At 57.3% G+C, this 14,885-nt stretch carries 13 protein-coding genes; 9 read left to right on the top strand and 4 right to left on the bottom strand.

Going from position 1 to position 14,885, the window contains the following annotated elements; genetic code table 11:
* Positions 1-63: 63 nt before the first annotated feature.
* Together QMG40_RS04130 and nucS are read right to left on the bottom strand one after the other, a co-directional pair.
* Complete coding sequence (locus tag QMG40_RS04130) at positions 64-1,308, bottom strand: N-acetylglucosamine-6-phosphate deacetylase (protein ID WP_283528179.1); 1,245 nt, start codon at positions 1,306-1,308, stop codon at positions 64-66.
* A gap of 33 nt (positions 1,309-1,341) precedes the next feature.
* Entirely contained in the window at positions 1,342-2,037 is a 696-nt protein-coding gene (gene nucS, locus QMG40_RS04125) for an endonuclease NucS (protein ID WP_283528177.1), read from the bottom strand.
* Between the two features lie 134 nt (positions 2,038-2,171).
* Here nucS and QMG40_RS04120 point away from each other — a divergent pair, with 134 nt between their 5' ends.
* Both QMG40_RS04120 and QMG40_RS04115 read left to right on the top strand, forming a co-directional pair.
* On the top strand, positions 2,172-2,516 hold the full coding sequence (locus tag QMG40_RS04120) for an ATP/GTP-binding protein (RefSeq protein WP_283528175.1): 345 nt from the start codon (positions 2,172-2,174) through the stop codon (positions 2,514-2,516).
* Between the two features lie 46 nt (positions 2,517-2,562).
* Positions 2,563-3,354 (top strand): alpha/beta hydrolase, encoded by a 792-nt coding sequence (locus QMG40_RS04115; protein ID WP_283528173.1) that lies wholly within the window; start codon positions 2,563-2,565, stop codon positions 3,352-3,354.
* Here the strand turns inward: QMG40_RS04115 and QMG40_RS04110 are convergent.
* Positions 3,351-4,769: an AI-2E family transporter gene (locus tag QMG40_RS04110; protein WP_459252946.1), complete on the bottom strand. Its 1,419-nt coding sequence runs from the start codon at positions 4,767-4,769 to the stop codon at positions 3,351-3,353. The two genes, QMG40_RS04115 and QMG40_RS04110, sit on opposite strands and share 4 nt — an antisense overlap.
* Positions 4,770-4,975: 206 nt before the next feature.
* Here QMG40_RS04110 and QMG40_RS04105 point away from each other — a divergent pair, with 206 nt between their 5' ends.
* The 7 genes from QMG40_RS04105 to QMG40_RS04075 all read left to right on the top strand — a co-directional run bounded on the left by QMG40_RS04105 (position 4,976) and on the right by QMG40_RS04075 (position 14,160).
* Positions 4,976-7,267, top strand: a complete 2,292-nt coding sequence (locus QMG40_RS04105; RefSeq protein WP_283528171.1) for a hypothetical protein — start codon at positions 4,976-4,978, stop codon at positions 7,265-7,267.
* A gap of 96 nt (positions 7,268-7,363) precedes the next feature.
* On the top strand, positions 7,364-8,311 hold the full coding sequence (locus tag QMG40_RS04100) for a tetratricopeptide repeat protein (protein WP_283528169.1): 948 nt from the start codon (positions 7,364-7,366) through the stop codon (positions 8,309-8,311).
* Between the two features lie 86 nt (positions 8,312-8,397).
* The gene (locus QMG40_RS04095) at positions 8,398-9,189 is read left to right on the top strand and encodes an ABC transporter ATP-binding protein (RefSeq protein WP_283528167.1); all 792 of its coding nucleotides are present in this window, start codon (positions 8,398-8,400) and stop codon (positions 9,187-9,189) included.
* Positions 9,171-10,754, top strand: a complete 1,584-nt coding sequence (locus QMG40_RS04090) for a transporter (RefSeq protein ID WP_283528165.1) — start codon at positions 9,171-9,173, stop codon at positions 10,752-10,754. The genes QMG40_RS04095 and QMG40_RS04090 overlap by 19 nt, the downstream gene beginning before the upstream one ends.
* A gap of 96 nt (positions 10,755-10,850) precedes the next feature.
* Positions 10,851-11,633 (top strand): glucosamine-6-phosphate deaminase, encoded by a 783-nt coding sequence (gene nagB / locus QMG40_RS04085; RefSeq protein ID WP_283528162.1) that lies wholly within the window; start codon positions 10,851-10,853, stop codon positions 11,631-11,633.
* A gap of 326 nt (positions 11,634-11,959) precedes the next feature.
* Positions 11,960-12,289: a DUF3039 domain-containing protein gene (locus QMG40_RS04080; RefSeq protein WP_283528160.1), complete on the top strand. Its 330-nt coding sequence runs from the start codon at positions 11,960-11,962 to the stop codon at positions 12,287-12,289.
* 104 nt (positions 12,290-12,393) lie between these two features.
* Positions 12,394-14,160 (top strand): DEAD/DEAH box helicase, encoded by a 1,767-nt coding sequence (locus QMG40_RS04075; protein ID WP_283528158.1) that lies wholly within the window; start codon positions 12,394-12,396, stop codon positions 14,158-14,160.
* Positions 14,161-14,256: 96 nt separating this feature from the next.
* On the opposite strand, the gene QMG40_RS04070 is transcribed toward QMG40_RS04075, so the two are convergent.
* Positions 14,257-14,874 carry an isochorismatase family protein gene (locus tag QMG40_RS04070; RefSeq protein ID WP_283528157.1) on the bottom strand — a complete coding sequence of 206 codons (618 nt, stop codon included), beginning with the start codon at positions 14,872-14,874 and terminating at the stop codon, positions 14,257-14,259.
* Between the last annotated feature and the right edge of the window lie 11 nt (positions 14,875-14,885).

Genomic DNA, 14,885 nt, shown 5'->3' with positions numbered 1-14,885 from the left:
ATGGTGTCCAAAAAGTATTTTTGGGCACCATATGTGGCAACTCGCGGTACCATCAGAGCCGGGTTAGCTCAGCCACTCTCCAGCACGCATGACGTGCTGGAGTTCCAACTCAGCATCAACAATAAGCACATCGGCACGCAGTCCACGCCGCAGCGCACCCACCTCATCGGTCAGGCCCAACACTGCTGCCGGAACAGTTGTGGCGGACATAAGGGCATCTGTGAACGCCACACCGGATGCTGTGGTGCGTCTAACAACCTCAAGTAATGTTGCTGTGCCGCCGGCGATAGAGCCCGTGGCATCAAGTGTTGCCACACCGTTGGAGACTGTGACGGGGGAGGGCCCCAGCATGTATTGGCCATCGGCAAGTCCTGCCGCGGCCATGGAGTCCGTGACAAGTAAAATATTGGCCGCGCCCACAACGCCAAAGACCATTTTCACTGTGTCCGGGTGCAGGTGGGTGTTATCAGCAACGAGTTCGACGGCGGCGTTCCCGGCACTGGCGGCGCCCAAGCACGCGGCCACGGGGCCAGGTGAACGGTGGTGCATGGGCGGCATGCCGTTGAAGAGGTGGGTGACTGTGGGCCGTCCGGAAACGCTATCGAAACCAGTGGAATCCAGCCCTTCAAGGGCCTGCTCCAAGGATTCGGTGGTGGTGGCCGTGTCGGCGTTTGTGTGACCCACTGAAGGGGTGATGCCATGCCGTGTCAGCAGGTCCACCAGGTCGGCAGCACCGGCCAACTCCGGAGCGTACGTCATGGTGGTGATGGCACCACGGCCGGCCTCGATCAGTGTGGACATCAGTGCCATGTCAGGATCAAGAAGGAAAGCCGGATTCTGCGCCCCGCAACGTGCATGAGAGAGGAAGGGGCCCTCGAGGTGGATGCCGGCCAGCAGACCTTCAGCCGTCATTTTGGCGTAGATGCCAATCCCTTTGAGAAGGTCTTCGGGGGCTGCCGTGACCATGCTTGCAAGCAATGTGGTAGTTCCTGCGCGGTGCAGGAACTCCACTGCTATACGGGCTGAGGCCTCGTCCGCACTGGGGAAGTCTCCTCCATTGCCGCCATGGTTATGGACATCGATCAGACCAGGCAGGACTAGCTGACCGGCAGGCAATGAGACAATGTTCGCCGCGTCCATATCGGTTTGGCCAAAGCCAGGCTCATCAAAATGGTCGGCACGTCCGGCATACACAATCCTGTCACCTTCGACGGCCACCAAGCCACCTTCAACGATGCCGTCGTCGGTGACGACAGCGCCTTGGATCATGTATTTTGTGGATACTGGTGCAGGGTTCGGAGCAGTCATGCCTCAAGTCTAGTCAAGCTGGGGCCAGGTTGGTTAGAACAGCCGTGAGGCGCTGTCATCCACGCCGCGCATTGCGTCGTAATCGAGGGTTTTACACTCTATACCTCTGTCAGTGGCCAGCGTTTTAGCCTGAGGTTTGATTTGTTGGGCGGCGAATATTCCACGCACAGGTGCTAACAGTGGGTTCCTGTTGAGCAGTTCCAGATAGCGTGTGAGTTGTTCGACGCCGTCAATGTCACCGCGCCGCTTGAGCTCGATGGCGACAGTTCCGCCAGTAGCGTCGCGAGCAAGTATGTCCACCGGGCCGATGGCAGTGAAATATTCGCGTCGAATGAGCGTAAAACCCGCGCCCAGGAGCTCGATCTGTTCGGCCAGCAGACGCTGCAGATCCGCTTCTACGCCGTCCTTGATCAAACCCGGGTCGGTCCCCAAATCGTGGCTTGAATCGCTGATGTGCTCATAAATGTTGATGATCAAGCGGTCGTCAGTCTTGCTTGACTGCACTATCCACTGATCAAGGACCCCTTCTTCAAGATCGGTGTCCTCCGGACTGACTATGCGCAGCGTGGCAGGTGGGCTCATCCAGTTCAACGGCTTGTATGAGCCGCCGTCTGAATGCACAAGAACTGAACCGTCGGCTTTGAGCACTAGAAGCCGGACGGCGAGGGGAAGATGGGCTTTGAGGCGTCCGACGTAGTCGACGGAGCACTTTGCAATCACTAAACGCACGCCCTCCACTCTAGCCGTTGGGAGGCTGACAGTGGTGTCACGGCCAGTGGTGGACGGAAACCATGTATGCGGCGCACCTCGCCGCACCATAGAAAGCAAACGCGAAGCCGGCCCCCGTGCGGCACAATGGAAACATGCCCCGCTCGAACCAGCCCCGCCGCCGTCGTACATCTTCACGACGGAGCACCAACCCGGCGTTGAGTCCCAATGAAGAGGAAGAATTTGATCTGAACCGGGTCAGAATGGGTATACCGGCCACTGAAACGGCCCCTGACGGTGTCTGGGCTGTGCGCGCCATCAGTGTGGGGAACGCGCAGAAGGCCTATACGTGCCCCGGCTGCCACCACCAAGTTTTACCGGGTGTTGCACATTTGGTTGTGTGGCAGGAGGACGCCATGTTTGGGGCGGAGGCAGGCTTGCGAGACCGCAGGCACTGGCACACTAATTGCTGGCGTGGACGAAGCTATAGGTACAGATAACTTAGCTTCGCGGAGCTCGAGGCCCCAGGCCGGTAGGGTAGAAGTCATGGTTTTTGATCCCGCAACTTTTGATTACGTTGACTCCGGCTCGCCCGTTGCAGTCCGCGCTTCCACCATCTTGCCCGCCACTCGGGAGAACATTGAGCTCAGGACCGAGGACGGCCTCTTGCTGGTGGGTGAACTGGCGATACCAGCCGACGGCGTAGTGATGGCGACATTGATCACCCTCCACCCGCTGCCCACACACGGCGGTTTCATGGACTCACACGTATACAAGAAGGCCTCTTACAGGCTGCCGGCGTTGGCGGGAATAGCAGTGCTACGGTTCAACACCCGTGGCACATCCTCGCCTCGGGGCACCAGCGAAGGCTCCTTTGACGAGGGTATTGGCGAGCGTATGGATCTGGAAGCAGCCGTACAATTTGCCATTGATCAAGGCCTGCCCAACCGCTGGCTAGTGGGCTGGTCCTTCGGCACCGAACTAGTACTTAAATATGGAGTTTTACCGTCGGTAGCGGAGCACATAGAAGGCGCCGTTTTGCTCTCACCGCCGCTGCACAGGGCTGGGGAAGTGGACCTCCACGCGTGGGCTGCCAGCGGCAAACCATTGAGTGTCCTAGTACCCGAATTTGATGATTACCTGCAACCGGAGACGGCCACTGAGCGTTTCTCCCTTGTGCCACAGGCACACCTAGTTGCAGTAGCAGGCGCCAAGCATCTTTGGGTGGGGGAGAAGTATGCTGCACGGGCTCTCAACGAGATTTGCTCCACCGTGTTGGGAGCGACAGTTGAGCTACCTGTGGAATGGAATGGCCCCGTAGCAACGCTGCCTGCCTAATTTTTATCTTGCCTTGAGATGAACACTTCCTTCACCAAAAGCATGACTGCTGCTGCGGTTGGGATGGCAATGAGTGCACCAAGAACGCCCAAGAGGCTGCCACCTGCGATCACGGAAATCACGGCGACTGCGCCAGGGACGGCGACAGCCTTTTGCATGATGCGAGGCGAAACAAAGTAAGCCTCAAACTGCAGGTACGCCAAGTAAGCGATCGCGTAGATCAGGGCCGTCTGCCAGCCGGCAGTCAGGCTCACAGCAATGACAACAACCGCAGCGAGCATGCCACCAACCAACGGGATGAACGCCAATAAAGCCACAAGAAATGTCAAAAGCACACTGAACGGGACATCCAAAATAGTCATGAGAATAAAAGCTACTGTTGCATTCAGTGCCGCTACGCAGACCTGACCAATGACGTAGTTGCCCACGCCTCGGGTGATTTGTTCGCTGAGCTCTTCAACACGGACCCGACGTGAACGCGGTGCAAGACGGTAGCCCCATTTTTTGATGGCAGGCAGTGAAGCCAGGAAGTACAGACTCAGCACCAGGACAATTAGGGTGCCAAAAAGGCCGTTTGCAATGGTGCTGCCAACTCCTAGTACACCGCCAAAGATACCGCCAACTGCCTGGGCATCCTGAAAGAACTTGGCTACTTGCTCATTGACTGTGTCAATTACACGGTATTGACCATCAATTTGCTTGAAAAAATCAGAGTCAAGGAAGTCCTTGATCCACGTTGGTGCCTTAGTAACAATCTGGGTGGTTTGCTCAACAATCGTCGGGATGAGTGTGGCGAAGAAAGTAGCCACCAATCCCAACAGGGCCAGGAGCACCAAGACTATTCCCAGCGGCCGCGGTACCTTGCGCCTCTCCAGCCAGCGAACCACAGGATCCAACCCCAACGCAATGAACAAGGCCGTCACGATCCATAGCAACAAAGACTCCGTGTTGGCGAGCATGTAGCTCAAGAACAGGGCGATTCCAACACCTACAGTGCCCATGAAACCAAAATAGATGGGGTGACGGAACATGCTTGCCGTTGAGGCCGCATCAGCAGTTGTTTCAGCTGCATCTTTAGCGCTTCCGGTGGGATCAACCGGTAAGTCAAAGCGGACCCGTGGCTGTGCGCCCGGCAATGGTTGGGTAACTTTCTTGAGCACCCATGCTCGCCAGCCCTTGGGCTCAGCCACCCGGAAGTCCTGTTCGGATGCGGCTGCCGCAGCTACAGGCTCGGCGGTGGCACGGGCAGACTTAGGGTGTTCTCTGCCAGAATTCTCGAGGGTAAAGGTCGAGGAGGAGTTACCGCCGTCGGCCTGGGCATCCTGTTTCTCCGCGGATCCAGTCTGGGCTGCGGGTGGAACGGGGGTGCTCTCCGGGGCGGAATCTGCGGCGCTCGGATCAGGGGTGGTACTCACTGTTATTGCCTTCGGTTCAGGGGAGATGAGGATAGCTGCCTGCAATGCTCAATTGTCAGTAGACAATATCAGCGCAGAGGCTCACAGGAGGAGAGCCACGGGTTGTGGAACGTGATAAATATCAAAGGAAAATGCTCTATGTATAACGGTTCGGTTACCCTTGAAATAACGACCGCAGCAGTGATCCGTCGATGATAGGTAAGTTCTTGCGTTTTAAAATTGCAATCGTCATGGCTATTCTTGGCCTTTTGGTGTTGGGTACTGGCATAGGTCAGCGCACCATTTGGCTCCCGCCTGCCACTCTTACGGCCTCGGTTTCCTCCGATGTGAAGGCAGCGCCTTTGACAGTTATTGGACCCGAGTTGCTCAAGACCCGGGATGGCCGGTTCACCTTGACCGTGAAAAACGACGGCCCCATCCAGCTGGCCGTTGGTCGCGTAGATGACATCGCCGGTTGGCTTGGCGACGCCGCACACACCAGCATTGGTGCTGCCAACGAGGACTTCACCTCGTTGACCGCTGAGAGCACCGGAGGTGTTGAGAAAGTGCCCAATCCAAGTGGTTCGGACATGTGGGTCACTGAGGAAAAGGCTACTGGTGAGTTGAACTACACGTGGCAGTCGCCGGGCCGTGGTGATTGGGCGTTGTTGCTCTCAACTGACGGAACAGCACCTGCGCCGACAGATATTTCAATAACCGCTGATAACGAGACCGGAACCCCGTGGGCGATTCCGCTGATCATCCTTGGATCTATCCTGCTTGCGTTGGCAGCTCTGCTGTTCCTTGTGGCCCCCCGAAAGCCCAGGGCCGCCGAAGTTGGCGTCGGACGCCGCTCGGCCGGGCGAGCCGCAACGGACCCCGCCACTGGTGCGCTGGAAGTTGACAAAATTGTAGCGGCTCGCAGTGCCGCTCAAGCCAAGACCACTATTGCGCAAGCCCAGCGGGCCGAATCAGGGCCCTTAGTTTCAGATAGCTCAGCTGATTCAGAGACTGCGGCGAAAGCAGCTGCCGCTGGGGACGCAACAGCGTCGCTGCCCGCATCATTGCGAGGCGTGGAGGCCGATCCTGCAAACCAGGATACGGAAAATACCGTGAATCCAGCACCCGAGGACAGCTCCAACTCTGCGCCATCCGTGAGCGCGGATGATTCAAACTCATCCGCATCTACAGACGAGGGCAGTGTTGAAACAGGCACTACTGAAATATCTGACATAACCCACATCACGGAATCGGATTCAGACTCCAACTCCGGTTCGAAGAATGATTCAGACTCTCCTTCCGGCTCAGGAGGAGTAGGCCCAGCGCCCAAATCTGCCTCTGGGCGGAACGAAAAAGCAGCCAAGAAGCCGGGTAAAAAACAGGCCAATAAACAACGCCCTGCCAATGACACGGTTGAAGACGGAGACAAATCTGAGTTCCAGGTTCTGCCTCCTGCTAAAATCCGTGCTGATACACCAGCGCGGGAGCTCCAGCGCGTGAAGAAACCCTTCACTATGAAAGCGCGTTGGGGTGCCATGGTGGCAGCCGTTCTGCTAGCGGGAAGCGTTAGCCCAGCCGTGGCTGATGACGCCAGCACTCCGGCGCCGGCACCTAGCCCCACAGCCACCGAGCAATCTTCCACTGCGGGGTTCCCTAACTTAGTTGACAGCCAGGTTCAGCGCATCACCGAGTCGGTGGCTACTGTAGTTGCCTCCGGTGACAACGCTAAGAATGCACAGGAGCTTCAATCTCGTGTGGCAGGGATGGCGTTGGAAGTCCGCACCGCCAACTACAAAATTCGCGCCTCAGTTGAGAAGCAACCTGCTGTTGAACCGGTCAACGCAACGAAGCTGCTAGCCAAGGTGGTCACCACCACTGAAACGTGGCCCAGATCAGCAATGTTTGTCACACAGGGCGAAAATAATACCCTGCCGCAGTTGTTGACACTGGTTCAAGAAAGCCCGCGGGAAAACTACAAGCTGACCAAGGCCACGCCATTGCTGCCTGGCCAGACTTTCCCCACCGTTGACAAAGAAGGAACCAAGGTAGTAACGCTTGACTCCTCTGAAGGTTTGAAGATGAGCCCTGAGGCTGCCATCACGGCCTTGAGCGACCGGTTGACAAACGAAGACAGTAAATTCAAGGATTCTTTCACCGAGAATGTCTACCTCACCAACGTCTTTGATCTGCAGAAGAAGGTAGCTGCGGACGCCAAGGATGCCAGCTACGTGTTTAGCCACAAGGCAAACAAGGACACAGTTGTTTCCATGCGAACTGCCGACGGCGGTGCCATGGTGGTGGTTGGTTACACCTTTGGTATTGATGCAACCAGCAAGGCTGAAGCCACACTGACAGTGGGGGAGGATGCTGCGGTATTCACCGGTGGTAGGGAAACCACTAAGGGATTCAACCTCAACTACGCCGAACCCGTTGTTATGTACATCCCGCCCGCCGCCGGGGATGGAAAGATCACAGTTCTTTCTGCCACCCGCAACCTTGTCAGCGGAGCGTTCAAATAGTCTCCCGGATATAAGTCCCACCGAAACCGACATCCTAAAGTTTCACCCGCGGCGAGAAATCAAAACGTCGTGGGCTGGCACAGTTAGAGTGAGTTCATGAGTCAAAACAGCCCCATGCCGTCCAACGCCGCGCCAGGGATCAATCTTCGCGGTGCCGTCGATCTTTCAGCCTTGAAGAACCGGGCCACAGCCACCCAAGCGGGAGCGCCTACTGGTGGCTCGCCCTACGCTGTTGATGTCAACGAACAAAGTTTTCAGGAGTTTGTTCAGTTGTCCCAGAAAGTCCCCGTGGTTGTCTCATTGGGTTCAGGGCGGTCCCAGCAGTCGGCTCAGGTTAATTCGCTGCTTGAACCACTCATCACTGAGTACGGCGGCAAGCTTGCTCTGGGGCGGGTGGATGTGGATTCCAGCCCTCAGATCGCCCAAGCATTCGGCATCACGGCCGTACCTACTGTCATTGCACTGATTAATGGCCAGCCTGTCCCGATGTTCGAGGGCGAGCTGCCAGAGGAACAAATTCGTGAGTTCTTCACCGAATTACTGAAGGTGGCTGCCAGCAACGGTGTCACAGGCACGCTGGGTGGCCCTGCGGAACCAGCCGCCGAGGCGGAAGAACCGCCGCTACCTCCACTACATCAGGCTGCCCGGGATGCTATTGATGCCGGTGATTTGGCGCTGGCACAGTCGAGCTACGAGAAGGCCCTCGCGGAAATGCCCAATGACTCGGCTGCCAAGATTGGGCTTGCCCAGGTTCACCTGATGATTCGTACCGCTGAAATCAACGTTGTCCAAGCCGAAGAATTCCGAACTCGGGCAGCAGCTGATCAGGACGACCTTGAGGCCCTCCTGACCGTGGCCGATCTAGATGTTATAGGTGGGCATGTTGAAGATGCGCTGGCTCGTTTGGTGAAGTACATTAGTACGCATTTTGGTCCCGAACGTGACACTGTCAGAGTCCGCTTACTGGAGCTGTACGAAATTGTTGGTGTCAGCGACCCTCGGGTTTCCGTATCCCGCCAGGCTTTGGCGCGCGCCTTGTTCTAGGGCACAGCGCTTTAGCGCACCGGGCCTGGCAATCTCGTCCTTTTAGATGAGTCGTAAGACCAACCCCGGTTGCTAGGGTTTGAACCATGAACAACTCTTTTGCACAAACGCCAACTGAGGGACGCCCGCCAGCCCTGTCTATCCGTGGACTAACGAAACGATTTGGTCCTAAAATCGCCGTGGATAACATTGACCTGGATGTTCCGGCAGGTTCCTTCTACGGACTTGTGGGACCCAACGGTGCAGGCAAGACAACGGCACTGTCTATGGCTACAGGCTTGTTGCGCCCCGACTCCGGGGAAGTGTGGGTCCACGGGGTGGATGTGTGGCAGCATCCGCTGGATGCCAAGCGACTCATGGGTCTGCTGCCCGATGGGGTGCGTCTTTTTGACCGCCTGAGCGGCGAGCAGCTGGTGAGCTACGCGGGTTTGCTCCGTGGCATGGATAAAGACACTGTTGCTTCGCGTGTGAAGGACCTTTTAGCGGCACTGGACCTGAGCAAGGACGCGGGAACCTTAGTGGTTGACTATTCAGCCGGTATGACCAAAAAAATTGCTCTCGCGGCAGCGCTAATCCATGCGCCGAGACTGCTCGTTTTGGATGAACCGTTTGAATCTGTGGACCCGGTTTCCGCCGCGAACATTCGCGATCTTTTGCATGACTACGTCAACTCCGGTGGTACGGTCATTGTCTCCAGCCACGTCATGGACCTGGTCCAGCGTATGTGCGATCACGTTGCAGTTATTGCAAACGGTAGAGTTTTGGCTGCCGGCACAGTGGACGCCGTTCGCGGCAGTCAAAGTCTGGAAGAGAAGTTTGTTGAGCTGGTTGGCGGACGTCATGAGAGTGCAGGGTTGTCATGGTTGCGCAGCTCGTAAAACTTAAACTGGCACTTTTGCGCAACTCTCTCAAGCGCAGCCCATGGCAATTGGTGGGCTTGATTCTGGGCGGTTTGTACGGGCTCGGCGTCCTGGGCTTGGTAATCGTTGGGCTGGCAGCTCTGGGCTCGAACTCACCAGAGGCCATCGGCACGGTGATTGTTTTGGCCGGCGCTGCGTTGATTCTTGGTTGGCTGATTATCCCTGTGGTAGCTGCTGGTTTGGATATGACCCTCGATCCAGCACGTTTCACCACCTATGCCATCCCGATGAAGTCCATGCTGGCCGGATTGCTGGTCTCGAGTTTTATTGGAGTGCCGGGGCTGATCACTTTGCTTGCCTCTATTGGCACCGCAGCGTCCTGGTGGGGTCACCCGGCCGTTGTGCCGCTTGCGCTGCTATGCGGTGTGCTTGGCGCAATTACGTGCATTGCAGCCTCACGCGCCATTACGGCTGCTAGCGCTAGCTTGGCCTCAAGCCGGCGTTTCAAGGACATCAGCGGGATCGTGGTCCTTGTCCCCTTGATGTTCCTTGGCCCCATCATTTCTAACATGGCCATAGGCATCAGTGACCTTCGTGAGTATCTGCCGGCGCTGGCCAACAGTGTTTCTTGGACGCCGCTGGGCGCTATTTGGGCTGTACCAGCGGAAGCGGCTCAGGGTCACTTTGGTCCGGCTGTACTGAAGTTCTTGATAGCCATGGCAACCATTGCCGTTCTTGTCTGGGTGTGGAAAGTCTGCCTCGCGCGAGCCCTGGTGACTCCGGCTTACTCTGGTGGAACGCGACGCGGGAACGGCAAGTTGGGCTTTTTTGGTTGGTTCCCGGCTACTCCTACAGGGGCGGTTGCCGCCCGCTGCCTTACTTACTGGTTCCGGGATCCCCGTTATAGCGCGGGCTTGCTTATTGCCCCGCTGGTGCCGTTGGTTTTCGTTTTTGCCGGTTCGCAGACAGGGGCAGGAAACACTATTGGGGTGGCTCTAGGGTTCGGTGGAGCGTTAGCGGCATTCCTGGTGGTTTGGTCCATCAGCTCGGACATCTCCTATGACAACACAGCATTCGCCCTTCACATAGCGGCAGGTGTGGACGGCCGAACGGACCGCACTGGACGTGTCATTGCAGCTGCCGTGTTGGCGCTTCCGTTGGGCGTTTTGTATGCAGTTGTTGGAGCCATTGTGGTCCAGGACTTTGTTCAGTTGCTGGCAACTCTTGGGTTAGTGATCGGTGTTGTGGGATCAGGGTTGGGACTGTCAAGTGTTTTTTCGGCTCGTTTCACCATGAATGCACCACTGCCTGGGGAGAGCCCCTTGAAGAGCCGACCTGGTAACGGCTTATCCACCGCGTTGATACAACTGGCCGGATTTGGCGGCCTGGGCTTGTTGGTACTGCCTGAACTGATACTCGCCATCGTGGCAGTTGTAACGGGTCAGGTGTTCCTGGCCTGGGTGACGTTGCTGGTCGGAATCGTGCTGGGAGCCATCCTCCTTATTCTCGGGATTCGCCAAGGCGCCGGTATCTACAACAGGCGTGCACCGGAGTTGTTACTTGCTGTTTCTCTCGACCGTTAGTGGAAGACGCTGGGTAAAAGCTAAGGTTGAAGCAATTAATGAGCGATACTTGAGAACTGCACAGGCACAGGTGTGCCGCGAAGGGAAGCGTGTTTCATGGAGGTCATTATCCTCCCAAGCAGGAAAGAAATTGGGGCCTTGGCGGCTGACGCCATCGAGTCACTGGTGCGCACTAAGCCCAATGCCGTCATTGGCCTGGCCACCGGTTCCTCTCCGCTGCCGATCTACGACGAGCTGGCCCGGCGTCACGATGAAGAGGGTCTAAACTTCGCTCAAACGCGTGGCTTTGCCCTAGATGAGTATGTGGGCCTGCCCGTGGGACACTTTGAGTCTTACCGCGAGGTGATCAGGCGTGAGTTCACCAACCGTGTGGACGTTGCGGCGATTAACGTCCATGGCCCTGATGGTGCTGGGGCAGATATTGATAGTGCGTGTAAGCAATACGAAGATGCCATTGCTGCGGCTGGCGGGATTGACCTGCAGATTCTGGGCGTTGGCACCAACGGTCACATCGGTTTTAACGAGCCTGGTTCTTCGCTGGCTTCGCGCACCCGCATCAAAACCTTGGCAGAACAGACTCGCCAGGACAATGCACGGTTTTTTGAGAACATCGACCAAGTTCCGCATCACGTGGTGACCCAAGGTCTAGGCACCATTATGGATGCCCGGCACCTGGTTCTTGTTGCTTTTGGGGAAGGCAAAGCCGACGCTGTAAGGGACTTCGTTGAGGGCCCCGTATCCGCTTCCTGCCCGGCCTCGATTTTGCAGTTCCACCCCCGCGCGACAGTCATTATTGATGAGGCCGCCGCATCTAAGCTGGCAGATGCACCCAGCTACCGCAACGCCTACGAAAATAAGCCAGACTGGCAGAGCGTCTAGGCCCACGGGTTCGAGGGTCCCGGGCTGAGCTTGCGAGGTTTGGGAGAACTTGGGTGGGCCCACGGGTTCGAGGGTCCCGGGCTGAGCTTGCGAGGTTTGGGAGAACTTGGGTGGGCCCACGGGTTCGAGGGTCCAGGGCTGAGCTTGCGAGGTTTGGGAGAACTTGGGGAACGACGCCGGGAGGGGAGTTAATCACTTAACTCTCCTCCCGGCGTCGTACTTTCTGCGAACCCTTGTGCGCAACCCCCGTGAGATTGGAGATAATGACAGCTCCGAGGATCGGAACCTCGGTGAGTCGTGAACGCGATGACGCTAGAATAGTTTTTATGAGTTTGCCTCCAGACCCCTTTGAAAATGACCCGCTGGGAAATCCTGAGCGCAGCGGCGGTTCAACAGCCGTCATTGAGCGCGAGGAATTGCGCCAAGAAGTTGAACCAGGAGATAGTGAACGGTTCTCGCACTATGTGCGCAAAGAAAAAATCATGGAATCCGCACTGACAGGTGACCCGGTTGTGGCACTGTGCGGCAAGGTCTGGACTCCTGGGCGTGATCCCGAAAAGTTCCCCGTGTGCCCTGACTGCAAGGCCATCTATGAGGGATTGATGCCAGAAGGTGGCAAAGGTAAGGGCAAGGGCCCGAAGAACCCCAAGAAATAGTTTGGGGCAATAATCTTGTTTGTAACGGCACATTAGCCGTTGATTTACCGTGCCCGGATAGGGGTGCGTGCGTATGAGAGAAGTGATTGGATGGCGGAACTTTCGTGACGGAGACTTTGTTTGGTGGCCCGTCGCTGCCTCCGGCGTACCCCGAGCGTGCTGCGTGGGGAACGGCCCAAAAGCTAAGAGCCTGGCAGTCCGAGGCCATGGAAAAATACTTCCAAGAAAGCCCTAGAGACTTCCTGGCGGTAGCAACCCCTGGGGCAGGAAAAACCACCTTCGCCCTGCATATTGCCACTCAGCTGATCGCCCGGGGAACCATTAATAGGGTCACCATCGTCACGCCCACAGACCACCTGAAACGTCAGTGGGCCGATGCGGCTGCGAAGGTTGGCATCGCCATCGACCCCAACTTCAAAAACGCAGACGGTCGCCACGGCAAGGGTTTTATTGGCGTAGCCGTCACGTACGCGCAGGTTGCTAGTAAACCCCTTCTGCACAGGGCCAAAACCGAGGCCGCTAAAACCCTTGTCATCTTGGATGAAATTCACCATGGCGGCGACGCACTCTCCTGGGGTGATGGCATCCGGGAGGCATTTGATCCTGCCATGCGGCGCCTGGCGCTGACAGGAACACCTTTCCGCTCCGATACAGCCGCCATCCCGTTCGTGGAATATGCCGAGGACCGGGATGGGATTCGCCGTTCCAAGGCAGATTACACGTACGGTTATGGCGAAGCGCTCAAGGACCATGTGGTCCGTCCAGTGATGTTCATGGCCTATTCCGGACAGATGCGCTGGCGCACCAGTGCCGGCGAGGAAATGGCTGCCACTCTTGGCGATGCAGTGACCAAGGATGTCACCTCGCAAGCGTGGCGTACTGCGCTGAACCCGGTAGGGGAGTGGATACCCTCGGTGTTGGCTGCCGCAGACAAGCGACTCACTGAGGTTCGCCGGGCCGTTCCCGACGCCGGTGGAATGGTTATTGCCACCGACCATGAGGACGCCCGCGCTTATGCGACGCAACTAAAAAAGATCACCGGGGAAGCGCCCACAGTGATTTTGTCTGACGATGGCAAGGCATCGGATAAGATCGACGCTTTCTCAGCGGGAGAGAATCGGTGGATGGTGGCCGTGCGGATGGTATCCGAAGGTGTTGACGTGCCACGTTTGGCCGTCGGCGTCTATGCGACATCAACGGCAACGCCCCTGTTCTTCGCCCAGGCCGTGGGCCGTTTTGTGCGTGCGCGTAAAAGAGGCGAAACTGCGTCCATCTTCCTGCCCTCTGTGCCCAACTTGATGGCATTGGCCAACCAACTGGAGCTTGAGCGTGATCACGCCCTTGACCGGCCTGACAAGGATCCGGACGGATTCATCGAGGAAGACTCCGAGATGGACGAGGCCAACCGTGAGGAAAAAGCCTCGGACACCTTGGAAAAGTTCAAGTTTGAGGCACTAGAATCCCAAGCATCTTTTGACAGGGTCTTGTTCGACGGCGGTGAATTCGGCACAGGCGGTGCCATCGGCAGTGAGGATGAGCTGGACTTCCTTGGTATCCCTGGCCTACTTGATGCTGAACAAATGGGCGTCCTGCTGCGACAACACCAAGCCGACCAACAAACACGCCGTAGCAAAAAAACCGTACCCGAGCCGGAAGCTCCGCCGATGGTTGACCACCGGATGCTCATGGACCTGCGTGGTGAATTAGCTAAGAATGTCTCCGCCTGGAGCGCCCGCTCAGGGATGCCACATGGCATGGTGCACAGCGAACTGCGGCGCATCTGTGGCGGACCGGCCGTGGCCCAAGCCAATGAATCCCAGCTGCAAACACGCTTGAAGAAGCTCCAAGACTGGTTTATCGGCCGAAAATAGTCGCCGGAAAAATGACGGCCCCCGTGCCAGCAGTGCCGGGGCCGTCGCCAGCAGCGCCGTCGCCGTTAGCGGAAGACTACTGAGCTCCTGGAGCGGCTAGTTGACCTCAACACCAGCGTCTTCGAGTTCTTCAAATGCTTCTTCGATGGCCTCGTCGGAAATACCTTTGACGTAATCGCGCAGGACTGTGGTGTTGTAGCCGGCATTGACGGCGTCGATTGCTGTGGCACGGACACAGTGTTCGGTGGCGATGCCAACGATCACAACGTCATCGACGTCGTTCTCGCGCAGCCAATCATCCAGACTCACGGGTGCCTCGGTGTCCTCCCCAGCGGATTCGTGCGCCTCACGTTCTCCCACCGCAACTTCGTCCTCGGGAGCCAGGAGCCCGTCGAAGCCGGAGTATGCGGCATCAAACTTGCCCTTGCGGAAATAGGCATCGATGTCTTCGGTGTCCAGGTTGCGGTGCAGTCCCGCTCCTTGTGAACCGGCAGTGCAGTGCACCGGCCAGCTGTCCACAAAATCCGGGGTGTCAGAGAAGTGTGTGCCCGGGTCTATATGCCAGTCCTGTGTGGCTACAACGAAGTCAAAGTCCGTGGCGTTTTCTAGCAGCTCGCTGATCTCAGTGGCAAGATCGGCGCCCCCGGGAACGGCTAATGAACCGCCCTCGCAGAAGTCGTTCTGTACGTCAACAATGATTAGGGCCTTGGCCATGGGGTACTCCT

Source organism: Arthrobacter antibioticus, from assembly GCF_030063205.1.
Lineage (GTDB): Bacteria > Actinomycetota > Actinomycetes > Actinomycetales > Micrococcaceae > Specibacter.
This window is presented reverse-complemented; position numbering and strand designations above follow the sequence as displayed.